Source organism: Arthrobacter sp. UYP4 (assembly GCF_057291175.1).
Genome location: NZ_JBXAVU010000005.1, coordinates 60180 through 82674 on the forward strand (window position 1 = coordinate 60180; position 22495 = coordinate 82674).

Annotated in this window: 22 protein-coding genes; 9 read left to right on the forward strand and 13 right to left on the reverse strand. The window is 66.9% G+C overall.

Going from position 1 to position 22495, the window contains the following annotated elements; all coding sequences use genetic code 11:
- Window positions 1-87: 87 nt before the first annotated feature.
- A complete protein-coding gene (locus AC0Z9V_RS16095) occupies window positions 88-1038 on the reverse strand; it encodes a PfkB family carbohydrate kinase (RefSeq protein WP_208739366.1) in 951 nt (316 codons plus the stop codon).
- Window positions 1039-1058: 20 nt separating this feature from the next.
- The gene (locus tag AC0Z9V_RS16100; RefSeq protein ID WP_485142103.1) at window positions 1059-2060 is read right to left on the reverse strand and encodes a LacI family DNA-binding transcriptional regulator; all 1002 of its coding nucleotides are present in this window, start codon (window positions 2058-2060) and stop codon (window positions 1059-1061) included.
- A gap of 175 nt (window positions 2061-2235) precedes the next feature.
- Between AC0Z9V_RS16100 and AC0Z9V_RS16105 the strand changes: the two genes are divergently transcribed.
- The 4 genes from AC0Z9V_RS16105 (at window position 2236) to AC0Z9V_RS16120 (ending at window position 5581) form a co-directional block, all read left to right on the forward strand.
- Window positions 2236-3348, forward strand: coding sequence for a substrate-binding domain-containing protein (locus AC0Z9V_RS16105; protein WP_485142104.1), 1113 nt, complete (start codon window positions 2236-2238; stop codon window positions 3346-3348).
- A gap of 81 nt (window positions 3349-3429) precedes the next feature.
- Entirely contained in the window at window positions 3430-4473 is a 1044-nt protein-coding gene (locus AC0Z9V_RS16110) for an ABC transporter permease (protein WP_133081417.1), read from the forward strand.
- Window positions 4470-5276: an ATP-binding cassette domain-containing protein gene (locus AC0Z9V_RS16115; protein WP_133081416.1), complete on the forward strand. Its 807-nt coding sequence runs from the start codon at window positions 4470-4472 to the stop codon at window positions 5274-5276. Before AC0Z9V_RS16110 ends, AC0Z9V_RS16115 begins: the two co-directional genes overlap by 4 nt.
- The gene (locus AC0Z9V_RS16120) at window positions 5273-5581 is read left to right on the forward strand and encodes a putative quinol monooxygenase (RefSeq protein WP_485142105.1); all 309 of its coding nucleotides are present in this window, start codon (window positions 5273-5275) and stop codon (window positions 5579-5581) included. The genes AC0Z9V_RS16115 and AC0Z9V_RS16120 overlap by 4 nt, the downstream gene beginning before the upstream one ends.
- A 648-nt stretch (window positions 5582-6229) precedes the next feature.
- On the opposite strand, the gene AC0Z9V_RS16125 is transcribed toward AC0Z9V_RS16120, so the two are convergent.
- From AC0Z9V_RS16125 to AC0Z9V_RS16150, 6 genes are all read right to left on the reverse strand, one after another.
- Window positions 6230-6403 (reverse strand): CsbD family protein, encoded by a 174-nt coding sequence (locus AC0Z9V_RS16125; protein WP_133081414.1) that lies wholly within the window; start codon window positions 6401-6403, stop codon window positions 6230-6232.
- Between the two features lie 63 nt (window positions 6404-6466).
- Window positions 6467-7084, reverse strand: coding sequence for an alkaline shock response membrane anchor protein AmaP (gene amaP, locus AC0Z9V_RS16130; protein WP_485142106.1), 618 nt, complete (start codon window positions 7082-7084; stop codon window positions 6467-6469).
- Window positions 7085-7092: 8 nt separating this feature from the next.
- Window positions 7093-7626 (reverse strand): DUF6286 domain-containing protein, encoded by a 534-nt coding sequence (locus AC0Z9V_RS16135; protein WP_208739370.1) that lies wholly within the window; start codon window positions 7624-7626, stop codon window positions 7093-7095.
- On the reverse strand, window positions 7623-8066 hold the full coding sequence (locus AC0Z9V_RS16140) for an Asp23/Gls24 family envelope stress response protein (protein ID WP_485142107.1): 444 nt from the start codon (window positions 8064-8066) through the stop codon (window positions 7623-7625). The genes AC0Z9V_RS16135 and AC0Z9V_RS16140 overlap by 4 nt, the downstream gene beginning before the upstream one ends.
- Before the next feature lie 3 nt (window positions 8067-8069).
- Window positions 8070-8252 (reverse strand): DUF2273 domain-containing protein, encoded by a 183-nt coding sequence (locus AC0Z9V_RS16145; protein WP_133081410.1) that lies wholly within the window; start codon window positions 8250-8252, stop codon window positions 8070-8072.
- Between the two features lie 89 nt (window positions 8253-8341).
- Window positions 8342-8881, reverse strand: coding sequence for an Asp23/Gls24 family envelope stress response protein (locus tag AC0Z9V_RS16150; RefSeq protein WP_133081409.1), 540 nt, complete (start codon window positions 8879-8881; stop codon window positions 8342-8344).
- Between the two features lie 315 nt (window positions 8882-9196).
- On the opposite strand from AC0Z9V_RS16150, the gene AC0Z9V_RS16155 reads away from it, so the two are divergent.
- Genes AC0Z9V_RS16155 through AC0Z9V_RS16165 form a run of 3 tightly spaced genes read left to right on the forward strand, consistent with a single transcriptional unit; the run spans window position 9197 to window position 10831 of the window.
- Entirely contained in the window at window positions 9197-9865 is a 669-nt protein-coding gene (locus AC0Z9V_RS16155; protein WP_133081408.1) for an RNA polymerase sigma factor, read from the forward strand.
- Window positions 9856-10443 carry an Asp23/Gls24 family envelope stress response protein gene (locus tag AC0Z9V_RS16160; RefSeq protein ID WP_459287665.1) on the forward strand — a complete coding sequence of 196 codons (588 nt, stop codon included), beginning with the start codon at window positions 9856-9858 and terminating at the stop codon, window positions 10441-10443. The genes AC0Z9V_RS16155 and AC0Z9V_RS16160 overlap by 10 nt, the downstream gene beginning before the upstream one ends.
- Complete coding sequence (locus AC0Z9V_RS16165) at window positions 10433-10831, forward strand: hypothetical protein (protein WP_133081406.1); 399 nt, start codon at window positions 10433-10435, stop codon at window positions 10829-10831. The genes AC0Z9V_RS16160 and AC0Z9V_RS16165 overlap by 11 nt, the downstream gene beginning before the upstream one ends.
- 46 nt (window positions 10832-10877) lie before the next feature.
- Here AC0Z9V_RS16165 and AC0Z9V_RS16170 read toward each other — a convergent pair whose 3' ends face one another.
- Together AC0Z9V_RS16170 and AC0Z9V_RS16175 are read right to left on the reverse strand one after the other, a co-directional pair.
- On the reverse strand, window positions 10878-12185 hold the full coding sequence (locus tag AC0Z9V_RS16170) for a cellulase-like family protein (RefSeq protein ID WP_485142108.1): 1308 nt from the start codon (window positions 12183-12185) through the stop codon (window positions 10878-10880).
- A complete protein-coding gene (locus AC0Z9V_RS16175; RefSeq protein ID WP_485142109.1) occupies window positions 12182-15478 on the reverse strand; it encodes a DUF5107 domain-containing protein in 3297 nt (1098 codons plus the stop codon). Before AC0Z9V_RS16175 ends, AC0Z9V_RS16170 begins: the two co-directional genes overlap by 4 nt.
- Window positions 15479-15560: 82 nt before the next feature.
- On the opposite strand from AC0Z9V_RS16175, the gene AC0Z9V_RS16180 reads away from it, so the two are divergent.
- A complete protein-coding gene (locus AC0Z9V_RS16180) occupies window positions 15561-16433 on the forward strand; it encodes a helix-turn-helix domain-containing protein (RefSeq protein WP_244185944.1) in 873 nt (290 codons plus the stop codon).
- Window positions 16434-16453: 20 nt separating this feature from the next.
- On the opposite strand, the gene AC0Z9V_RS16185 is transcribed toward AC0Z9V_RS16180, so the two are convergent.
- The 3 genes from AC0Z9V_RS16185 to AC0Z9V_RS16195 all read right to left on the reverse strand — a co-directional run bounded on the left by AC0Z9V_RS16185 (window position 16454) and on the right by AC0Z9V_RS16195 (window position 19631).
- Window positions 16454-17320, reverse strand: coding sequence for a carbohydrate ABC transporter permease (locus AC0Z9V_RS16185; protein ID WP_133081402.1), 867 nt, complete (start codon window positions 17318-17320; stop codon window positions 16454-16456).
- On the reverse strand, window positions 17314-18171 hold the full coding sequence (locus tag AC0Z9V_RS16190; RefSeq protein ID WP_485142160.1) for a carbohydrate ABC transporter permease: 858 nt from the start codon (window positions 18169-18171) through the stop codon (window positions 17314-17316). Before AC0Z9V_RS16190 ends, AC0Z9V_RS16185 begins: the two co-directional genes overlap by 7 nt.
- 128 nt (window positions 18172-18299) lie before the next feature.
- Window positions 18300-19631, reverse strand: a complete 1332-nt coding sequence (locus AC0Z9V_RS16195) for an ABC transporter substrate-binding protein (protein WP_485142110.1) — start codon at window positions 19629-19631, stop codon at window positions 18300-18302.
- Window positions 19632-20025: 394 nt separating this feature from the next.
- On the opposite strand from AC0Z9V_RS16195, the gene AC0Z9V_RS16200 reads away from it, so the two are divergent.
- Window positions 20026-22326 carry a beta-galactosidase gene (locus AC0Z9V_RS16200; RefSeq protein WP_485142111.1) on the forward strand — a complete coding sequence of 767 codons (2301 nt, stop codon included), beginning with the start codon at window positions 20026-20028 and terminating at the stop codon, window positions 22324-22326.
- The last annotated feature ends 169 nt before the right edge of the window (window positions 22327-22495 follow it).

A 22495-nucleotide genomic window follows, 5' to 3' on the forward strand; every position in this document is an offset into this window, starting at 1 on the left:
TGTCAGCTGGACTGACAACGTTGTCAATTTGTGATCGTGATGCTACGCACTGTCCGGCGGACAATTCAAGAGCGTTTGTCTTCCGCTTCAGCTGCCCGCAGTTGCAGGGGTCGCAGGCACCGGAGCACCGCGGCTTTCGTATGCCTCCGGGCGTTGCAGCAGGGCGCCGTGTATGCGGCAGGTGGCGGCTGCGATGAGCATTGCTTCAGCCAGCGCGGTGTCCATTGCTGCGGATGTCTCGGGCATCCCGTGTCGGGCGAGAGTCGAAAGGACCGAGGACAGGGTTGCGTCACCGGCGCCCATGGTGTCGACGATGCGTCCAGGGAGATCTGCCACGGGTTGGTGGACCTCAGGATGCAGGGCGTGCAGGATCGACGCTCCCTCGGGCCCCGCGGTGGCGAGGACGGTCGGCGCTCCGGCATCGAGGAGGCGCCGGCTGAAAGTATGGAGGTCCTCGTCGGCGAGAAGCCTGGCGTCGTCGTCGCCGACTTTGCTGAGAAGGCTCCGTGTCGCTACAGCTGTGAAGTTGGCCAGGAACAGATCCCTGTCGGCCAGCATCCCTGATCGGGGATTGGGATCGACGACGAGGCGGCGCTCCGGTTGCTCGATCAGTGCGGTGAGGGCGTCGACCTCTCTCTGGTTGTCGAAGGGGAAGCAGCTGACGGCGACGAGCGTCGCCCGTTCCACTGCTGCCCTGTGAACGCCCTGATACACGAGGGTTCGATGCCGGGCGGCCTGGTTGAAGACGTACCGGGGTTCGCCGTTCGTGCGGTCGGATACGGCGCGCGCGGTGCCATGGGGTGCGGGTGTTGCCAGAAGCTCCACGTCGTGATGGTCGAGGAAGTCCTTGATGCGTCGGCCGTCGGCGTCGTCACCGACCATGGCGACGAGGGTCGCGGGGACGCCGAGCAGGGTCAGTCCGACAGCTACGTTCAGTGCTGCCCCGCCGGGAAAGGATTGGGATCCGGATGGTTCGCGCAGTTCGTCGATGAGGGCGTCGCCGATCACGACGACGCTGCGGGTGGTCTGGGCTGTCATTGTGGTTCTTTCTGTCGTGCTCAGCGCTGAGCGGGGGAGATTTCACCACTGCCACGGACGATGAGGGTGGTCGGGATGATGCAGGTGCGCGGCGGTGCCACTTCTCCGTCGAGCCGGCCGATGAGGCGCTGAGCAGCGGTACGGCCGATGTCCTCCGGGTTCTGGGCCACGACGGTGACTCCTGGATCGAGCAGGTCCGAGAGTTGAAAGTCGTCGAAGCCCACAAGGGCTGTGCTTCGGTGTGCCTGGCGGGACCTCAGTGCCCGAATCGCACCGATGGTCACCAGGTTCTGGCTGCTGAAGACCGCCGTGGGTGGCGCGGGGGAGTCCAGCAGGGCGAGCATTGCCTGCGCTGCCGAATGTTCATCATGCAGATTCTCGATGACCGGGATGTCACCGGTCGGCACCCCTGCCCGCCCGAGAGCATCGAAGAAACCGCTGCGCCGCTGCGCCGCCGTGTAGATGTCACTGCGGTCTCCCAGGTAGGCGATGCGTCGATGGCCATGGTCGAGCAAGTGATTGGTAGCCGTCATCGCACCTTCACGGTTGTCACTCACGACGCAGTCCCCGGTGATGCCCGCCGGTTCGCGGTCGACGAAGACGATGGGGGTCCCGTGCCGCATCTCGGAGGCCAGGTATGACTGGTCGCGTGAAATGGTGGTGAGGATGAGGCCATCCACCCGCCGCCGGAGGAAGGCGGCCACCGACGCCTGTTCACGCTCAGGGTCATCGTCCAGGCTGGAGGCGAAAACGGCGATGCCACGCTCCAGCGCCAGATCCTCGATGGCGCGATGCATGGCTCCGGCAAAGGGGTTGTCGACGCTGCTCACCAGCAGGCCCAGGGTGCGCGTGCGTCCGTCTGCCCGCCGCAGGTTCCCGGCCTGTTCGTCGGGGTGGTAGTCCAGTGACCGCGCAGCATCCATCACCTTCGCGATCGTCGCGGCCGAGACGTTCGGTTCCTCGTTGATGACGCGGGAAACCGTCTTGATCCCCACGCCGGCCAGCGCGGCAACGTGGCGCATGGTGGGCCGTGATCGCGGAGACTGGTGGGAACCTGTGCCTGACATCGATGTCACGTTCTAATCTCCATCGTTCCTGAAAGGTTGACTGTGAGCCAGATCATAGTCTATACCTGACATGACATCGTTGTCAGGGAGGAGACCTCCCGCCACTAAAGGAGATTCAAGGATGAATCGCATGACGTCCCATCCATCCCCCTCGTTCCGCCGGCGTATGACGACAGCGGGCTCGATCGTGACACTTTCGCTTCTGGCCCTCACCGCATGCGGTGGGGGAGATTCGTCCTCTCCGTCCGGCGATGGTGGAGCGTCGGGATCGGCTGACGGGCCGATCGGCGTCTCGCTGATCGTCAAGACCACGACCAACCCGTTCTTCGTCGCCATGCAGGAAGGCGCTGAGGCCGCGGCTGACGCCGAGGGCGTGGAGCTCACCGTCGCCGCCGGTGAGGAGGACGGTGACGAGGACACCCAGATCCAGGCCATCGAGAACGCGATCTCCAAGGGCGACGCCGGGATCCTCATCACGCCCAACGGCCCGGCAGTCGAGGACGCGTTGGCCAAGGCCCGGGACGCCGGCCTGTTCGTGATCGCCCTGGACACCCCGCCCTCAGAACCCGAGGCCGCAGACATCACCTTCGCGACCGACAACTTCGTCGCAGGCCAGGAAATCGGCAAGTGGACTGCAGCGAAGCTGGCGGGCGAAAAGGCCACCATCGCCATGATCGATCTGTTCGACGACAAGATCGTCTCCGTCGACTACAACCGTGACCAGGGCTTCCTGGATGGGATGGGTATCGACACTGCCGACGCCGAGAAGAACGGGGACGAGGAGAAGACCGGTTCCTACAGCGGTGGCGAGTACGAGATCGTCGGTAACGAAGCCTCCCAGGGAGCCGAGGACGGCGGCCGCACGGCAGCAGAGACACTGCTGAGCGCCAACCCCGACATCAACGTCGTCTACACCATCAACGAACCAGCCGCCTACGGCGCATACGAAGCCTTCAAGGCAGCCGGCAAGGAAGACGTCATCGTCGTCTCCGTCGACGGCGGGTGCGCAGGAGTCGGCCAGGTCGACGAGGGCATCATCGACGCCACCAGCCAGCAGTACCCCGTCAAGATGGCCGAACTCGGTGTACAGGCAATCGCCGAACTGGTCGAAACCGGCGAAGCACCCAAGCCGACCGACGGCAAGGAATTCTTCGACACGGGCGTCGCCCTGGTCACCAACGAGGCGCAGGACGGCCTCGAATCCATCGACGCCGCTGCAGCCAGCGACATCTGCTGGGGATAAAGCACCCCTCGACATAGCCGGTTCGCGGGTGGACACGCTCCCCGCGGACCGGCTATCAGCAACGACCAACGGAGTTCTTCCATGAACCAGTCAGTAAGAACGGCGCCCTCGTCGGGCAGTCACGACCTCGCCAGCGAGTTCCTCGACCGCACCACACCGCTCACACGCGTCCGCAACACCCTGCACCGCTACCCGGCGCTCAGCCCTGCCATCGTGCTGGTCATCGCCGTCATCGTCTTCGGCCTGCTCAACGAACGCTTCCTCGCCCCGGCCAACCTGTCCCTGATCACCCAGCAGGTCGCCGTCGTCGGCACCCTCGCCATCGCGCAGACCCTCATCATCCTGACCGCCGGCATCGATCTCTCCGTCGGCGCGGTCATGGTCCTGACCTCCATGGTCATAGCGCAGACCACCTCGCAGAACGGGGTCCCCGGATTCATCGGGCTGCTGCTCGGACTGGTCGTCGGTCTCGCCGCAGGCGCCTTCAACGCCTTCCTCGTCACCAAGTTCCGGCTTCCACCCTTCATCGTGACCCTTGGCACCCTGAACATCTTCATCGCCCTCACCCTGCTGTACTCGGCCGGAGCCACCGTCCGTGGATCCGAGATGCCCGGCGTGCTCACCGCCACCGGAACAACCTTCAGCCTCGCGGGCGTGAACATCACCAACGGCGTCGTCCTCATGCTCCTGCTCTACATCGCCGTCGCCCTCATCCTCGGGAAGACAGCGTGGGGCCGCCACGTCTACGCGGTCGGTGACGACAAGGAAGCGGCACGGCTCGCCGGTATCCGCGTCAACCGGGTCCTCGTCAGCGTCTACCTCGCGGCCGGTGCCATCCTCGCCGTGGGTGCCTGGATCCAGATCGGCCGCAGCAACGCAGCATCGCCCAATGCCGGCGCCGACCTGAACCTCGACTCCATCACCGCCGTCGTCATCGGCGGGACGAGCCTCTTCGGCGGACGCGGCACCGTCTGGGGAACCCTTCTCGGGGCCCTGATCGTCGGCGTGTTCCGCAATGGACTCTCCCTCGCCGGCCTCGACGTCCTCTGGCAGACCTTCGCCGTCGGCGTCCTCATCATCATCGCTGTCTCCGTGGACCAGTGGATCCGAAAGGTACGCAAATGACCGACGCCGTAAGCGCGACCCTCCCATCACCGAGCGGCGACTCCAGCCGGCAGCCCATCCTCGAGGCCCGCAACCTCGTGAAGACCTTCGGCAAGGTCGTCGGCCTCGACGGCGTCTCCCTGGCGCTCTACCCGGGTGAGGTGCTGGCCATCATCGGGGACAACGGGGCCGGAAAGTCGACCCTCATCAAATGCCTGACCGGCGCGGAGGTCCCGGACCAGGGCGAACTCCTCCTCGAAGGCCGACCGGTCAGCTTCAAGCGCCCGCAAGACGCCCGCCAGGCCGGTATCGAGACGGTCTACCAGAACCTGGCCGTGTCGCCCGCACTCGATGTAGCCGCGAACCTGTTCCTCGGACGGGAAGAGCGCCGCAAGGGCATCCTCGGTTCCGTCTTCCGGGTCGTCGACACCAAGGGCATGCGGCAGAAAGCGCGAGCCGAACTCGCCGAACTCGGCATCAGTACCCTGCAGGACGTCACCGTGCCCGTGGAGAACCTGTCGGGCGGTCAGCGCCAGGCCGTTGCGGTGGCCCGCGCTGCAGCTTTCGGATCGAAGGTCGTCGTGCTCGACGAACCAACCGCGGCGCTCGGCGTCCGGGAATCGAAGCAGGTCCTCGAACTGGTGAAGAACCTCCGAACCCGGGGCATCCCGGTCATCCTGATCAGCCACAACATGCCGCACGTCTTCGAGGTCGCGGACCGTATCCACATCCAGCGCCTCGGGAAGTGCGCCACGACCATCACGCCGCAGAGCCACACCATGACCGAAGCGGTCGCCATCATGACCGGAGCACAGACCGCATGACCTCACAGACGCAACCGACCATCGCCCTCTACGCCGAGTTCACCGCGCAGGACGGCAAAGCAGACGAAGTCCAGGCACTCCTGCTCGATCTCACCGCCAAGGTCCGGAACGAACCGGGGAACATCACCTTCGATCCCCACCGCCGGAAGGAGTCACCCAACGACTTCTTCGTCTACGAGATCTACCGCGACCAGCAAGCATTCGACGCACACATCAGCGCCGACTACGGCACGGTGTTCAACGCAGCACTCGCCAACCTGATCGTGGGGGCCGGGTCCGCCCTGACCTTCCTCACACCCCTGTAACAACCGACAGGAAGCCCCGAGGTCCGTGGAACCGAACCTCGGGGCTTCTGTCCTGCCTGAGGAAGGCCTGCAGTAGATACAGAGCTCACCGTCGTCGGGAGTGCGCGACAATTCCTCCGACGATTGATCTGCGGCCCGATCGCTCGGTAGGGCACGGTGCAGGCGTGGCGTGAGCCGATCGTCCCGGCTTCCGGGCAGGCGATGTACTCATCACCCCGATCTCATGCGCGGGAGACCGCCTCGTGGGATCGGTCGACGGAGAGTTCCCCGGAGGCCCCCTGCTGTTCGCCTTCGCATTCACCGTCGAGGACGATGCCATCACCCATCTGGCGATCGGGCCGGCCTGATCAACGAGAGCCGGGCGTGTGATCCCGCCTGCCGGAAGAGAAGAACCCCAGGCACTACGAAACCCGATCAGCCGGGGATCCGGATAAGGGCCGTCTTCGCTCATGACGCCAGGAATCAGCGGTGTGACTCGGGACATCACTGCCGGGACGCGCCGCGGACTCGCGGCGGTGACGCTGCTTCATCGAAAAGCCCACAACGCGGACTTCGAGGGCGTTGTTTCAAGCCTGTCCCGTACGAGGCGGATGGCGGGAACGCCAAGGAGCTGCCCGTCTTCCGCGGGCAGCTCCTTGCGGCCACAACCTATTTCCTGAAGGCGTCCTTGACGTCCTCGCCGGCGCTCTTCAGGTCGGCCTTGGCCTGGTCGGACTGGCCCTCGGCCTGGAGCCGCTCATTGTCGGTGGCCTTACCGAAGCCCTCCTTGGCCTTGCCGGCGGCCTTCTCGGCTGCATTCCTGATCTTGTCGTCCAGTCCCATGACGTTCTCCTTCGTGTGGTCGTACTTCTCGATGACCGGCCGGCGGGTGCCGACCGGGGCTTGTCAGGCGCTGAGCGCGTCGGCACTGAAGGTGACCGAGGTGTCCTTCTTCGGGTCGGTCCTGATATCCACCTCGATGGCCAGGGCCGCCGGCTGTTGGCCGAGCGCATCACGTACGTCGCTCGTGACGCGCTGTTCGACGTCAGCGAGAACACTCGGGATGTCCGCGTGGGAGGAAGCCGTGACGCGAACCGTGATGTCCGGTGTCCGCGACGACCCACGGACGACGGTCCGTGCTCCGGTCACGTCGTGGAGCTCGGCGACGCGGTCACTGATGGCCCCTTCGAGGAGGGTGGGTTTCAGGACGGTCAGCCCCCTGCTGTCCGGGTCCTCGATCTTCAGGGTGGATGCGCCATGCTTGCGCGGAATCTGTGCCAGGAGCCAGAGGACGGCGAAGATCCCGACAACGACTCCGGCCCCGATGAGCGCGATCGGGAGTAGCTGGGTTCGAGCGGTCAGCACGAGCACTGGCTGGTCGCTCGCCGGTGCTCGTAGCCCGCCGACGGCGACCCCTTCGAGCAGGCCGAGCCCGATGGAGGTGGCCAGGCCCCCTCCGACGAGGAGGATGATGCCGATGATGGTGAGCCAGACGCGATTGAGGCGCCCTGGGGTGTGTCGCATGATGGGTCCTAGTCCTTGTGAGCGCGGACACTCACCGATGCGCGGGGTGCGTGAGTGAGCTCCAGAGCGTCGATCCGGCGTTGCAGGGTGCGGGTGACGGTTGTCCTCAGATCGCGACGCTCCGATACGTAGGTCGCGACACGGATGTCCGCTTTCCGGTTGGTGACGGTGGCCGTGGCGGCATCGACGCCGTCGATCGACGTCGCGGTGTCGGCCAGGAGGGTCTCGAGCGCCTTGTTCCTGACCGCGGCCTGAGCCGTACCACCGTGCTGGAGGACATGGGCGTCGTACGGGCCCGGTGTCAGGGCGATCACGATCAGGAGCAGCCCGGCCACCGCGGTGAGGATCGCGACGATCAACGTTGCCTGCCCGGACCAGGGCGCTTCTGCTGCCGCCATGGCTGTGTCAACGATGCGGGTGTCCCCGGAGACGGCTGTGGTTCCTGCCCACACGGCTGCCACCGAAGCGCCCAGGAGCAGGGCCGCGCAGATCATCGAGGGCGCGCTTCGCGTCGGGCGCCTGCGGATCGTGGTGCTGCTCATTCCAGCCTCCTGCGTGCTCGGTCGGTCCCTGTGACGAGGGCTTTGATGGTGATATCGACGCGACGCACGTGCAGGCCGGTCATCCGGGCAAGGGCGTCGGTGACGTGCCGGCGGATCTCCGTCGAGCGTGCGGCGATGTTCGCCGGGAACTCGAGTGCGACGTCGAGGACCACGGAGACGGTGGGGCCACTGAGATCGACGGACGCGTGCGGGCGATGCCGGCTGCCGACGCGCTGCCCTACTCCCAGTACCCCGCCACCGAACCCTGTGACGAAGGGGAGCTCTGATGCGCTCTGCGCGGCGAGTTTCTCCACGACCTTCTCGGTCAGGGTGAGCGTCCCGCGGGTGGGTGCGGCCGGCGAGGGCCGGTGGGGTTCACGGCTCGTGGCAGCCCCTGGGTCGGGGCGAGACCCCACCCTCTCGGGTGTGATGATGGCCATGGGTCAGTTGCCCCGGCTGCGGGAGCCCGAGAGGTCCTGGAGCGTCAGTGTGCCGTCCAGGAAACGCCCGACGACCAGGCCGGCCGCCGCGAAGAGGATGACGGCGAGGAATTCCAGGAATCCCCCGAAGATCGACGCGAAGCCGAGAAGGAGTCCCACGAAGAGACCGATGGTGCTGCGTGACATGACTGTGTCCTAAAAGATGGCGGGATCAGGGCGGGCGCCGGTCCGAAGCTGGCGGGAAAGGCTCGGGACCGGCGGTGGGACGAAGGCGTCTACTCGAGTTCCTTGCCCGTCGAGGACGTCTTCGCACCGTTCGAGGAGTCATCCGCGTCGTCGTCCGTGGGCAGGTGCACATCGGACACGGTCACGTTGACCTCGATGACTTCCAGTCCCGTAGCGCGCTCGACGGCACTGATGATGTTCCTGCGGATGTTGTTGCTGACGTCGACGATCGATGCGCCGTACTCGACGACGACCGTGACGTCGATCGCGGTCTGCTTCTCGCCCTTCTCGATGCTGACTCCGCCCGAGGCATTGGTCTGCGATCCCGGGATCCGCTCGGCGATCTGGTCGAAGGCGCGGCGGGCGGCGTTCCCCATCGCATGGACGCCCGGGACCTCGCGGGCCGAGATGCCGGCGATCTTCTGCACCACGGTATCGGCGATCGACGTGTTGCCCTGGTCGGTCTGCAGGGGGCTTGCAGACCCGGAGTCACGGGTTCCGCGTGCCGGGCCCGCGTGGTGATCCTGGTCCTCGTGGGTGGCGGGGACTACTGCTACCCGGCGTGCTGCTGCGTTCTGGTCATCTGCCATATCGGTCGGACTCCTACATGTGGGGGATGGTGCCGTACACAGGTAAAGACGACGCCCTCGCCGATTCGTCACGCCGTCGACACGACTTTCTTTTTCCGACCTGTCCCGCCTGGACACGGCCCGGTAGCTCCAGCGGTGCCGGGGGAAGGGTCCCGCGGGTCGTCCTGCGCTGCGGTACGTGGAGTGCTCCTGCGTCGATGGGAGGAAGGCGTGCCCGGTCGCCTATGCTGTCGATGTCGATGGCGGCGCCACTCGGCGACGACCCCACGAATGGCGTGTCGACTGCATACGGTCCCAGCGGAAGGAGGCATGCCGATGGACTCCACCCATGACTCCGACGAGGCAGGTCCGCCCGTCGAGGCCCTGGACGACCTCGATGAATCGACGATCGTCTCCCGGGCGCAGGACGGTGACCTCGAAGCCTTCGAATGGCTCGTCTCCGCCCACCAGGGGGGAGTGTTCCGGCTGGCCTTCAGGATGCTGAACGATCACGCGGAAGCCGAGGATGTGGTGCAGGAGACCTTCATCGCCGCGTGGCGCAGCCTGCCTGGGCTCTCCTCGCCACAGGCCTTCATCCCCTGGCTGTACCGCTCCGCGACGAACAAGTGCTTCGACCTGCTGCGCAGCCGCCAGCGGCGGCCCAGTGACTCGACCGCCTTCGACGGCGAGCAAGGTGCGGCAGGAGCGCCGATCCCGGAGCAGGGCTGGAAGGGTGGGCCCGGGGGGCGGGTGGGGACGGCCGTCGGGTCGCGCACCGCCCAGGACCCGGCACTTCACCACGAGACCGAAGCGCAGATGCGCGCTTTGGCGGACCTGCTGCAAACCGTCCCTGAAGGGCCGCGAGCCTGCTGGTTGCTGCGGGATGTCCACGAGTTCTCCTACGCTGAGATAGCGGCAATCGTGCAGATACCCGAAAGTACTGTCCGTGGACGTATTGCGCGGGCCAGACGGTTCCTCGCAGAAGGGATGCAACCATGGCGTTGAATGAGGATCAGCCACGCCTGGGGTGCGGGCGGATCATCGACGACGTGTGGGCATCCATCGACCAGCCGCCGACGGTGCACGAGCAGACGTGTCCCGACTGTCAGAGCGCGCGCCTCGCACTCCACCAGCTGGAGACAGTCGCCGGGTCGCTCCGCGAGCGGGACCGGGACGATCCGGCCCTGCAACCAGGGCTGAGGGTCAAGGAGGCGATCATGATGGTTGCCCGGGCCGAGGTCCGGCGCAGCCGACGGGCGCCGTTGGCCACCACTGCGCTGGGCGTCATCGATATCAGCGAACAGGCTCTCAGCGGACTCATCCGCTTCGCGGCCTCGACCCTGCCCGGTGTTCGCGCCCGCCGTTGCACGATCTCCAGCACACCAGGCACTCCCCAGCCGGCGCCCGCGGCGGTCGATGCCGGGAACGTGCACATCACACTCACCGTGGCGATCGCCTCGGGGGTCAGGATCCCCGCCACCATGGACCTGCTCCGCGAGCGCATCAACGCCGTCGTGCAGGCCCAGACGTCCATCACCATGCAACAGATCGACATCATCGTGGAGGACCTCTATGACTTCTGATCAGTCCCTCCGTGCGTCGGCCGTGGACCTCGAGGCGCTCGCCGACACCTTGAGCGACGCACTCGCCGCGCACCCCGGCGTCGTGCGCCTCGAACCCACGGTGCGTAGCGTCATCGATCGCTGGACCCCGGCAGCCATCGACCAGATGCACAGGAGCCTCCGACCCGCTGCCCGACCTCCGGTCGTGGCCCGTGACGGACTGGTGCTCTCGATGACCGACCTCGTCCTGACGCTGCAGATCGATCTCGCGACGGACATCAGGAGGTCGGCCCTCGAGTTGGCTCAGGAAGCGCAGGACCTCGCCGGCCGCCTGGTGCAGGACGCAGGCCTCACCATCGGCAGCATCGACGTCACCATCCTCGCCATCGAAGGAGCTCGCACGCCGTAACCGCGCGGCACCTCCCGAGGGACAGCAGGACGGGTGCCGCTGCCCTCTACGGATGATCGAGGATTCGGGCGTTCGTCTGCTGCTGCCATCCCTTGTCGGACCAGAAGGGGTGGTGCGGTGCCGCGTTGGACCCGAGCACCATGCCCCATACACCGTGATCGAGGGCGGTCGTGATGCCGTGGACCGCCAGTTCCCGACCGATGACTCCTTCCTCGAAGGTGCCGAGGAGGGGTGTGTAGCCGATCCAGCCCTCACCGATGACCGCTGGTACCTGCTGCCATCGGGCCCACCCTGCGACGGCGATCACCCGTGATTCGATCTCGCGGCGCATCACCTCGCGGTAGGTGCCGTATTCGTTGTACAGCCAGGCGTCCCAGGCATCGGCGTCGATCCAGTCGTACCCGTACACCATCTGATCGGTCACCACGGTCGCGGCGTATTTCCACTCCGCTGCGCGACCGTAGTCGGCCGGGGTCGGGGCATCCGGACGCAGCAGGCTTCTGAGTTCGGGGTTGGGGAAGTCGGCGGTGTTCTCGGACCGGATGTCGATCCGTTTCTGCAGGGCGTCGAGCACCCCGTAGCTGTAGATGTGGAACTGTGCCGCACCCAGGCCGCTGGGGAGCTCGTGCATCGTGAGGTGCGGGGGCTTCCCGTAGCTCGCGGTGACGAGCAGGTCGGGGTGGAGCCCACGGAGCTGCAGGACCGCGTCGCCGCCGCCGTCCTGCAGCGCGGGCAGGATGGAGAAATCGACCTCGTTGTGCAGCTCGACCAGAGCGATCCGCTGTCGATGACCCGCAGTGGTGAGGGCCGTGATGAGCCTGTCCCAGGCCGCTGCGAGGAGTGCGTAGCGGTCGCCGAGTGCTACCTCGTCGATGGCGCGGAACCACTCCTGGGATCGCGCGAACGACGGGGATTGCTGGTACTCCCAGCTGGCGAGGATGACGACGAGCCCGTGCCTGGCGGCGGCGTCGAACAGTTCCATCAGGCGCTCGTGCAGGTTGATGGTGTAGCCGCCGGGGGCGTCGTACCACCGGGTGCGTTGCCCGAAGAAGCCTCCGTCCGGCCGTGCGCCGAGGCCCTCGATATCGAGCGCCCCGGCCAGGTGGTCGAGGCCGATGTTCCCGAAGAGGAGCAACGGTGCTGCGCAGATCCGGATGGTGTTGTAGCCCAGCGCGGCCGCCTCGGCGCACGCGGCATCGAGGTCTGCGTAGGGTCCGCCCGGTTCCGCCCTGGTGTACCAGGAGAAGTCCCACAGACTGATGGTGAGCCGGCGGGGGAGGTGCTCCGGGATCGGGCCGGTCAGCCCGGAGGCGGTGGAATCGACGGTGCCCGAGCCCAGGTATCGGTTCTTCACAGAGTGCTCACTTCCTTCTTGTGGAGGGCCCGGCCCTGATCGGCGAGACTCCTGAGCCGGGCTGCCAGCAGCGCCTGCTCGGTCCCGGGATGCTGGGTGAAGAGCAGCAGTTCGGGGAGCGAGGTGGCGAAGTAGTCCACCGTCGAGCCGGCCCGTTCGAGCTCGTCCGCCCGCGATTCGAGGCTCGCCCAGACAGCCGTGGCGTTCGCGTCATCGCCGAGCTTGAGGCAGGCGACGCCGCGCCAATAGTCCTCCTGACCCACAGCGCGCCCGACCGCCAGTGCGTCGGGGCCGGCGCACCCGCGGGCGAAGGCCTTCAGCGCCCCGTCGCTGTCGCCCAGCAGCTCGAGTGCCTCGCCGAGCAGGACGTAGCGCTCGGCCAGGCTGCCCGCGGGGTGCCGTCCCTCCGAGAGGTTGGCCGGGGCGCCGATCCCTGCTGCGAGCAGCTCCACCGCCGACGAAGGGTCGGAGTCGAGAAGACGACGGGCGACGGCGAGGGACGCCCGGTCGTACGCCGCGAGGGCCTTGCCCTCCCCACCCTCGAAGGGCTGGAAGGTGCGTCGCTGCATGATGGCGAGGGCGTCGTCGGTTCTTCCCGTATCGACGAGCAGGTTGACGTAGTGCAGGGTCAGGTCGTCGCGGACGAGTACTGCCGTGCCCCAGCGCTCGATGCCGTGGAGGCGGTCCTCGGGAGGCTCCTCGGCCAGTGCGGCCAGGAGAGCGCGTTCGAAGACGAGACGGGGATCGCCGGGCCGGAGCTCGAGTGCCCGCTCGAAGTAGCGTGCGCCGTCCGTGGCGGGTCCGCCGCTGTTGACCGTCGCGACCGCCGCGTTCCGCCATGCGACAGGATCGATCGACCCGAGATCCGTTGCCTGCTGCAGTGCTTCGCGTGCTTCGGCCGTCCGGCCGGCGTCGAGCAGCCAGGCTCCCAGGAGGGCGTGGGCGACATGGTCCGTCGGATCCGATGTCCTGGCAGCGATCAGTGCGTCGTACTCGTCCAGGCCTGAGGGGAAGGCGTACTTCGTCGTCGACCCGCGGGCTTCCGCCCGCTCGGCCGATGCGCCGGCTGTATCGCCCAGGGCATCGAACCACAGGGCCCTCAGGTAGTGCCGCAGTGGTTCCTGGTTGCCGAAGGTACTCAGGGATACTGCGGGCGGATGTGCGGTGAGTCCGAGTGCCGTGCCGGCGTCGCCGAGACGCCACAGGTCCAGGGCGACGGTCAGTGTTGTCCTCGGATCGATCGGTTCCAGCCTGTTCGCGAGGGCCAGCGCGACCGGGTCGAGCGGATCTCCGGTGAGGCATCGCTCGAGCACCTGCTCGGCATGGGCAGCGTCTCCCGTTCGACGCAGCGCCACGATCATCGCGTGCTGTGCGGCGGGGCTCAACAGGTCGTGCTGCCGGGCGGCGCGGGCGTGGTCGAGCGCCTCGCGCGGCCGCCCGGTGCGCAGTGCGACACGGGCCGCACCGAGGTGCGACGGATGCGCCCACGCCTTGTCCCAGGCAGCCTTCCCGAAGTAGGTCGCCGCCTCGTCGAGGTGTCCGGTCCGTTCGGCAAGGAGTGCCAGGCGGTAGTGGGCTTCACCGGTCGGCGGATTGAGGTTCCGCGACGTCAGCCGTGCAAGCGCACGCTGGTACAGCTCCCGGGCTTCCCCGTATTCACCACGCCGCTGGTGCAGGCTACCAAGAGCCAGGCAGGACCGGGAGTCGTGCGGGTCCCGGTCGAGCGCTTCCCGGAAGTAGCGTTCGGGGGACCGCGTCGGGTGCCGGTACTGCTGGAGGTGCGTCCCCGTGACGTACAGTTCGTCGGCTGACGCCACGGCGGTCGGTGCTGGGGGCTCCGTCGCCACCCACGGCTCGACGGCGTCGATGCCACCCGAGTGCAGGGTCCGGGCGACCAGCTCTGCGCCGTCGTGCAGGACCTGCAGCGTGAGGCGGTCGGAAGTGGCCGGGAGCTGGAACGGCACGGTCGCCGTGAAGGGCGTGGCCGGCGCGACGGCGGTACTGGTCTCCCACAGGATCGTGCCGTCCCGGGACAGGACGACGCGGACGTCGTCGAGCACCCTGGCGCTTGCTACTCCGACCTCGACGATCGAGGCATCCTCGTCGCAGTGGAGTGAGACGGCGAGTTCCCGGGTGGCCTGATGTGCAGGGCCGATGGCCCGGATGGGGTACCAGAACTGGCTGAAGGTGCGCGTCTCACCGGGCGCGAGGTAGCTGAAGTCCGGCTGGTTGTCGGTGAAGACGCCGGCCATGAGTTCGACATAGGGCCCGTCCGAGTCGGTGAGGAGGCGGTCCCAGGCGTGACCGACCGGACCGTTGCCCCAGGTCCACTGCTTCTTGCCGGGCGCGATCGACCGGTCCGCCCAATGGACGAAGCCCGCATCCGCCCGATGGTCGTACCCGCCGAAGAAGGAGTCCTCGGTGTCGGTGATCATGTAGGAGGTGGGAACAGGGATGTTGCCGTAGTAGTCGATGCGGTCGGCGTCCGGACGTGACGCGCTGACGCAGGCCGGGTAGTCGACGCCGTAGTACGGTCTGTCCGCCCGGGGAAAGGCCGTGACGGCTCTCCGGGCATGGTCGGCCACGTAGTGGACATCCGGAGGGAAGAACGCCTGGTAGTCCTCATGGACCCGGGCTGCGACATTCGCCCACCAGAGGAACGTCTGCGGCTCGTCCGTCCGGTTGTACAGGCGTACGGCCACCTCGATGACGGAGCTGTCCGGGCGGATCCGGATGCCGTGCGTTCCCCGCATCCGCTGCAGCGGGTCCAGATCACCCTGCCAGACCGTCACGGAACCGTCCTCGGAGCGTTCGACGGAGGTCTCGACCGGTAGGTAGGTGCCCGGGCGGTGGTGCTGCGGCCAGTTGAACTCGACCCCGCCGGAGATCCACGGTCCTGCGAGTCCCACCAGGGCCGGCTTGATGACGTTGTTGCGGTAGAAGAAGTCGTACCCGTTGGTCTTGTCGTAGCCGATATGGATCCGCCCGCCGAGTTCGGGCAGGATCATCAGCCGGATCCACTGGTTCTCGAGATGCACGGCCTGCCACAGTCGGGGCCGTTTCGTGGTGGAGATGCGGTCCGTGAAGGGGATGGGATAGACCCGTCCGCTCGAGCCCTGATAGACGCGGCGGTCCAGGAACATCGGGTACTCGTCCGGTTCGTCGGGCGCGTACGTATCGATCGACACCGCTTCGCTCCAGCAGGCGACGCCGCCCTCATCGAGCAGCGCCTGCTGGCCCGCGGGGGCCGGAGGAAGCGTGATGGAACTCGGGGCGTCATCGGCATGGCTCACAGAACCAACACTAGGAACGGACGACTCCGTCCGCCATGGCACATAATGAGGCATGCATGGACGATCCGACACCCATGAACCTGTGGGCGAGCGAGCGACGGGATTCGATGACCAGCGCCTGGTGGTGGTTCCCCGGCCGCTCGTCAGGGAAGCACTCGGCCGCCCGGTGACACGCCGGATGGTGGTCACCGATGCGGGTTTCTTCCCGCGAGCCGAGGGGCATGGGCGCCGGAGGGACAAGGGTGCGCCGGAGACGATCATCATGCTGTGCGTGGCGGGCAGCGGCTGGATCGAGGTCGGTGGGGACCGGGCGCGGGTCGGGAAAGCAACGGCGGTCGTGCTCCCCGGGAACACGGGCATACCCCACGCCTACGGGGCCGCACTCGAGGACCCATGGACGATCTGGTGGTGCCATGTCCGGGGCACGGATGTGCCGGAGCTCATCGGCGAGGCCGGGATCAGCAACGACCGGCCGCTCATCGGGCTGGTCGCCGTCGACCGGCTGACCGCCGTCCTGGACGAGATCATCACCGCACTCGAACGGGACCAGTCGCCCGCCCGCCTCGTGGCGACAGCGGGCATGGCATGGCGCCTCCTGACCTCCCTGGCTGTCGACCGCCGGTCGCCGGAGCAGGGAGCACCACTGGAGCAGGCGATGCGGTTCCTCGAGGAACGCATCGACGGGACGATCCGGGTACCGCATCTGGCGGCGCTCGTCGGTGTGTCATCGTCCCAGCTGAGCAAGCTGTTCCGCGAGGCGACCGGGGGAGGGGTCCTCGCCCACCATGTGGCGTTGAAGATGGCCCGGGCGCGGCGCCTGCTGGACACGACGACACTCTCGGTAGCCCAGGTGGGGCAGGAGATCGGGATGGATGACCAGTTCTACTTCTCCCGGCAGTTCCGCCGGCTGCACGGACTCAGCCCGAGTGCCTACCGGGCCGAGCGGAAGGGCTGACCGGCCGTTCCCGCATGCGCTCAGCCTTTGGTGGCTCCCGCAGTCAGGTCGGCCTTCCAGAAGCGCTGCAATCCGATCATGAGCGCCACCAGCAGGACGGCGGAGAGCGCGGATCCGGTGACGACGAGCTGGTAGAACATCGGGTCCCGCTGGGTCTGCGAGTTCCACAGGGTCAGCCCGAGGGTGAGCGGAAAGGTCTTCGTCTCATTGAGCATGACCAGGGGGAGCAGGTAGTTGTTCCAGATGGTGACGAACTGGAACAGGAAGATGGTCACGAGGGCCGGCGTCATCATGCGGGCCGCGATGGCGCCGAAGATGCGCAGGTCTCCGGCACCGTCGATGCGCGCCGCCTCGATGATCTCGTCCGGCACAGCGGCGTTCGCATGGATCCGTGCGAGATACACGCCGAACGGACTGACCATGCTCGGTAGGAGGACGGACCAGTAGGTGCCGGTGAGGTCGACGGCGTTCAGGAGGAAGTACAGCGGCAGGGCGATGACCGTCGCGGGCACGAGGACCCCTCCCAGGACGATCGAGAACAGCAGTTCCCGACCCCTGAAGGGGAATTTGGCGATCGCATAGCCACACGCCGCGGACAGGATCGTGGCGGCGAAGGCTCCGACGGCGGAGTACAGGATGCTGTTGAGGATCCAGGAGGTGAAGATCCCACCGTCCTGGGTGAAGACGTTGGTGAGATTCAGCCAGGCCTGCGGTGAGTCGGTGAACCACAGGCCGAAGCTGCTGAACAGCTCTCCTGGGCTCTTGGTCGCGGCGACGAGGACCCAGAGGATGGGGAGCAGGAAGTACAGGGCGGCGACGACGAGGACGCCGTTGACCACGACGGTGCTGGTCAGGGGTTGGCGGATGGGCTGGTTCCGGGTCACCATGCGCGGTCTCCCTTGCGGTTCACGAGTCGGAGGAATCCGAAGGAGAAGGCGAAGCCGAGCAGGGCGACGATGACAGCCATCGCTGCGGCCAGATTCGGGTTGCCCTGCGAGAAGGACTGGTTGTACGCAGCCAGGTTCGGCGTGTAGTCGGAGCTGATCGCCGTGGTCAGTGGTCTCAGGACCAGCGGTTCGACGAAGAGCTGCAGGGTGCCGATGATCGTGAAGACGGTCACGAGGACGACGGAGGGACGCACGAGCGGAAGTTTGATGCGCCAGGTGATCGACCACTCGGACGCCCCGTCGATCTTCGCAGCTTCGAAGAGTTCGGACGGGATGGCGTTCAGGGCCGCGATGAGAATGAGCATGTTGTAGCCGGCGAAGCCCCACAGTGCGATGTTCGCGATCGCGAACAGGATGCTGTCGGTGCTCAGGGGGTTCAGATCGATGCCGATCGAGGACAACCCCTGCAGGATGGGGCTCGTCGCCGGGATGTAGAGGAAGCCCCAGAGCAGGGCCGCGATCACGCCGGGCACCCCGTAGGGGATGAAGAAGACGACCCGGAAGATCCGCGGGAAGCGTGCGGCCGCCGAATCGATCAGGAGTGCCAGTCCCACGGCCGTCACCACCATGACGGGCACTTCGATGGCCGCGAACGCCAGGAGCCGGCCGAGGCTCTCGATGAAGGACGGGTTCCCGAGGGCTGCACCGTAGTTGTCGAAGAGGACGAAGACCTTCTCGGGGGCACCGAACCCGAGCCCCGATGCTTTCGTGGAGAACAGGCTGTCATTGATCGCGTACACGATGGGTGCGATGAAGAACGCAGCGAACATGACCGCGAAGGGCACCACCATCACCAGGAGGGCGATTCTCGAGTGCCGGCGGGGCGTCCCCGTCGATGCCGGAGGACTCGCGGTGCGGGGTGTCCGGGGTGCTGGGGCAGGGGCGGGGCGCGGAATGCGCCCCGCCGCTCGGGTCTGGCTCAATTGACCGCGATTCCCTTGTCCTTGAGCGCCGTGCTCACGTCATCCTGCGTCTTGTCGTACGCATCGGTCAGCGGCGTCCCGCTCTCGACTGCTGTCTTGACGTTGTCGCTGAGTGAGGCGAAGAGCGTCGAGGACAGGGGCGGCCACTTCCAGGTGTTGTCGACGTTCTTGTCCGACTCGGAGAAGACGTCCCAGATGTCCTGGCCGCCGTAGAAGGCGAAGACCTCGGGATCGTCCTGCAGGGAGGCGATGGAACCGGTGTCGGCGATGGCAGGCCACCCGGCGCCCACGCTGGTCAGGATGCTGACGCTCTCCGGGTCGGAGTTCAGCCAGGCCGCGAACTCGGCGGCCTCCTTCGGATGGTCGGAGCCCTTGAGCACGGCGCTGGCTGAACCGCCGGCCCACGTCGCGGAGACATCCCCGCCGTCTTCCCACTGGGGCATCGCCCCGACGGCCCATTGGCCCGCGGTGTCCGGCGCGGTGCCACGGAGGATGGCGTCGGCCCAGGAACCGGAGATCCAGGAGATGACGTTGCCGTTCTGGATATCGGCGTTCCATTCGCTCGAGAAGTCCGCCTCGATCTTCACGAGGTCCTCGTCGATCATCTTCTGCCAGAACTCGGCGACCTTCAGCGTCTCGTCGTCGTTGATGGTGACGGTCCAGGCGTCGTTCTCGGCGGCGAACCACTTGCCGCCGCCCTGCTGGGACAGCCCGATCAGCCAGGGTGCCTGATTGAAGGCAAAGGCGGTGATGTAGCGGTTGGGGTCGGAGGCCCGGATCTTCTTCGCGGCCTCGTAGTACTCGTCCCACGTCTTCGGGTACGTGATCCCGAGGGAGTCGAAGATGTCCTTGCGGTAGAACTGGCCGAGGGGCCCACTGGCCTGGGGGACGGCGTAGACGCTGTCGTTGAAGACACCTGTCTCCCACTGCCAGGGGACGAACTTGTCCTCCTGGTCGCCGACGTACTCGGTGATGTCCTCCAACGCATCATTGACGAGGAAGTCCGGGATGGCGTCGTACCCGAGCTGCGCGACATCTGCCGGGTTGCCTGCCTGCACGGCCGAGAGCATCTTGGCGTATCCGCCATCAGGGCCGGCCGTGATGGTCTCCAGCGTGACATTCACGTCGTCCTGTGAGGCGTTGTACGCGTCGACGGCCTGGTCGATGTTGGGGACCCAGGACTGGAAGGTGATGTCCACCGGTCCCTCCTGCGCCGCCGGTGCGGTGTCCCCGCCGGAACCGCTGCACGCGGTGAGCCCACCGGCCAGGACGATGATCACCGAAGCGGCCAACGTCGACCGTCGGCCCGAGAAGTGGTTGCCGAACATGACATGCTCCTTTGCACTGCGGGACGGGTGGACCCTTCCGGGTCCGGTGCGCCAAATCTAGGCGCGGGATTCACCGGGCGACATAGCGATATACGCCGTCAATATGGAGGATCATGTATCCGTCTCCACGTATTTCGGGTAGCGCCGCTGTTTTGCTTAGATGGCATTGATGCCATACACGTGGCGGATCCTCCTCGGAAATTCCCCTCGGGGACCCGCTTCCGAAGGTGTGACCAGGAAAGCCGGCCGGAAGGCCGGCGGGAAGCCGGTACCGATGACCTCCGATGTGCAACGTCCGCCACTGGTGATCGATGGACGATCCACGCGGGAGCTCGGGAAGCCCCACCCTCCTGTGGACGGTGAGCCATCCCGATATCGGCTGACGCCATGGTCCGTGACACGTGATGGCGTCCCGGTCGTCCCGGTGTCCGGCGAGATCCATTACAGCCGCGTCCCCCGGGATCAGTGGCGGGACCGCCTGAACCTCCTGAAGGCCGGTGGCATCACGGTCGTGTCGACCTATGTGTTCTGGATCCACCACGAGCCCCAGCGTGGTGTCGTGTCGTTCGACGGCAGGCTCGACATCGCGGCCTTCATCGACCTGTGCGCGGAACTCGGGTTGGCTGTCGTCGTGCGGATCGGGCCCTGGTGTCACGGCGAGGTCCGCAACGGCGGTTTCCCCGACTGGGTGCAGCAGGCACCCGTTCGGCACCGCACGGACGATCCCGGCTACCTCGCGTTGATCGAACCGTGGCTCTGTCGACTCGGTCAGGAGATCGCACCCTTCTGCCGGCCCGACGGTCCCGTCCTCGGCGTCCAGCTCGAGAACGAACTCTATGATCAGCCCCGTCACATCGGTACCCTCAAGCGCCTGGCCACCGACTGCGGCATCACCGCCCCCTTCTGGACGGCAACAGCGTGGGGCGGAGCCGACCTGCCACTCGACGAGGTCATTCCGCTGTTCGGCGGCTACGGCGACGGATTCTGGGTCGACGCCGACCAGCCATGGGACGAGAGCTTCCGCGCGCACTTCTTCTTCTCGCATGAGTGGGACGATCCCGGTATCGGCGCCGACATCCGTTCCGACCCCCGTGCACAGTCCCCGGTGCAGAATCCCTACCCGCCCGCAACGTGTGAGCTCGGTGGAGGCATGGCTACCGCCTACCACCGGCGGCCACGTCCGAGCGGGTTCGACATCGCCGCCGTCGCGCACAACAAGATCGGCAGCGGCTCCGCCTGGCAGGGCTATTACATGTATGCCGGAGGAGTGAACCCGTCCGATCGGGACCACTCCTACCGGACGGGGTTGCAGGAGTCCCATGACACCGGGTATCCGAACGACCTGCCCCGGTACGACTACGACTTCCACGCCCCGATCGGATCCTCGGGGCGGCTGGGGCCGAGCCACAACCTGCTACGTCGCCAGCACGCTTTCCTGGCCGCCTTCGGCCCGTCCCTCGGCTCCATGGAATCGAAGCTCCCGGCCGTGGAACCAGCCGGTGTCGATGACGCGAGGACTCTCCGGTGGGCCGTACGCAGCGACGGGCGAAGTGCCTTCCTTTTCATCACGTGGCATCAGCCCCACGTTCCGCTGCGGACGTATGAGCAGGTCCGGTTCGCGGTGGCCATGGACGACGGGCCCAGGCAGTTTCCGACCGATCCCGTGGACATACCGGCCGGAACCCTCGCACACTGGCCCCTCGGGCTGATGATCGACGGTGTCGAGCTCGAATGGGCGACCGCTTCGCCGCTGACCACGCTGCAGGACGGCGCCATCACGGTGCTCGTCCTCACGGCCGAGCACGGCATCCCGCTGGCATGGAGATGGGCCGACGACGTTGCCGTGACCCGGTACGAGGACGACGACGACGACGCCTCGAGCGGGCCAGGGCTGGTCACCCGGGTCTGCAGGTACCGATGCTCCACGCCTACAGCACACATCGACGTCGTCGTGCTCCCGGCGTCGGAGGCAGACCGGGCCTGGGTGCTCGGCGACGGCGCGGAGCGGCAATTGGTGCTGTCGGACGATCCGGTCTGGCTCGAGGCGGACGGTGCGCTCGGCGGGCGGACGGCGGCGCCCGAGCCGGAGGTCCGCCGGTACGACACGTCGGCGCGCGCCGTCGTGCCTGTGCCGATCGAGGCCTTGCGGGACGCCGCCGCCGGCCGTCGGCGCCTCCCGGTCATTCTCCGACGAGCGGCGCAGGCGGTGCCGACAGGCTATGGCGAATCGGCCGGACGAGCGAGCGCCCCGACCCAGGACGACATCTCCCGGTTGGCGGCCTCCTACCGGATAGAGGGTGCCGACGGGCCGCGAGGCATGGAGCGACGACGACGTGAACTGGAGATCAGTTGGACGGGTGATGTCGCCCAGTTGATGGTCGGCAGCACCGTGGTGGCGGACCGTTTCTGGGACGGCTCGCCCTGGGTCGTCGACCTCGACGGCCTGGACGTCGGTGCCGAGGACGCCCTGGTCCTGACGGTGCTGCCTCTGAGCCCGGACCACCGCGTCCATCTACCGGCGGAAGCGCGCGCCGTCCTGTCCCGGCGGGACCAGCGGGACGACGGCCCGTCCGTGGAGCTGGTGGAGTGGCAGCAGTGGGTCGAGTCATCCGGCCCAGCGCCGGACGTCCCATCGCCGTGCGCCACCGAAGGACGGACCCGGACCGGTCCTGCCGTCGGGTCTGCTGCTCACTAGGGCTGTCGTCGGTGCCCGCGGAAGACGGGCTCGCCTTCCGCGGCGCCGGTGCATGGGGCCCGGAGCGCCGTGCACGCCTGCTGTCGGGGTTCCGGGGACCTGTAGAAGCTTCTGCTCCTTCTTGGTAGGGTGGGCCCGATACTTTGAATCGTTTCAAGCAACGACCACC

Coding starts and splice junctions, on each gene's coding strand:
- AC0Z9V_RS16095 (WP_208739366.1), bottom strand. CDS start 1,038: ATGACAGCCCAGACCACCCGCAGCGTCGTCGTGATCGGCGACGCCCTC.
- AC0Z9V_RS16100 (WP_485142103.1), bottom strand. CDS start 2,060: ATGCGCCACGTTGCCGCGCTGGCCGGCGTGGGGATCAAGACGGTTTCC.
- AC0Z9V_RS16105 (WP_485142104.1), top strand. CDS start 2,236: ATGACGTCCCATCCATCCCCCTCGTTCCGCCGGCGTATGACGACAGCG.
- AC0Z9V_RS16110 (WP_133081417.1), top strand. CDS start 3,430: ATGAACCAGTCAGTAAGAACGGCGCCCTCGTCGGGCAGTCACGACCTC.
- AC0Z9V_RS16115 (WP_133081416.1), top strand. CDS start 4,470: ATGACCGACGCCGTAAGCGCGACCCTCCCATCACCGAGCGGCGACTCC.
- AC0Z9V_RS16120 (WP_485142105.1), top strand. CDS start 5,273: ATGACCTCACAGACGCAACCGACCATCGCCCTCTACGCCGAGTTCACC.
- AC0Z9V_RS16125 (WP_133081414.1), bottom strand. CDS start 6,403: ATGGGACTGGACGACAAGATCAGGAATGCAGCCGAGAAGGCCGCCGGC.
- amaP (WP_485142106.1), bottom strand. CDS start 7,084: ATGCGACACACCCCAGGGCGCCTCAATCGCGTCTGGCTCACCATCATC.
- AC0Z9V_RS16135 (WP_208739370.1), bottom strand. CDS start 7,626: ATGAGCAGCACCACGATCCGCAGGCGCCCGACGCGAAGCGCGCCCTCG.
- AC0Z9V_RS16140 (WP_485142107.1), bottom strand. CDS start 8,066: ATGGCCATCATCACACCCGAGAGGGTGGGGTCTCGCCCCGACCCAGGG.
- AC0Z9V_RS16145 (WP_133081410.1), bottom strand. CDS start 8,252: ATGTCACGCAGCACCATCGGTCTCTTCGTGGGACTCCTTCTCGGCTTC.
- AC0Z9V_RS16150 (WP_133081409.1), bottom strand. CDS start 8,881: ATGGCAGATGACCAGAACGCAGCAGCACGCCGGGTAGCAGTAGTCCCC.
- AC0Z9V_RS16155 (WP_133081408.1), top strand. CDS start 9,197: ATGGACTCCACCCATGACTCCGACGAGGCAGGTCCGCCCGTCGAGGCC.
- AC0Z9V_RS16160 (WP_459287665.1), top strand. CDS start 9,856: ATGGCGTTGAATGAGGATCAGCCACGCCTGGGGTGCGGGCGGATCATC.
- AC0Z9V_RS16165 (WP_133081406.1), top strand. CDS start 10,433: ATGACTTCTGATCAGTCCCTCCGTGCGTCGGCCGTGGACCTCGAGGCG.
- AC0Z9V_RS16185 (WP_133081402.1), bottom strand. CDS start 17,320: ATGGTGACCCGGAACCAGCCCATCCGCCAACCCCTGACCAGCACCGTC.
- AC0Z9V_RS16190 (WP_485142160.1), bottom strand. CDS start 18,171: ATGGTGGTGCCCTTCGCGGTCATGTTCGCTGCGTTCTTCATCGCACCC.
- AC0Z9V_RS16195 (WP_485142110.1), bottom strand. CDS start 19,631: ATGTTCGGCAACCACTTCTCGGGCCGACGGTCGACGTTGGCCGCTTCG.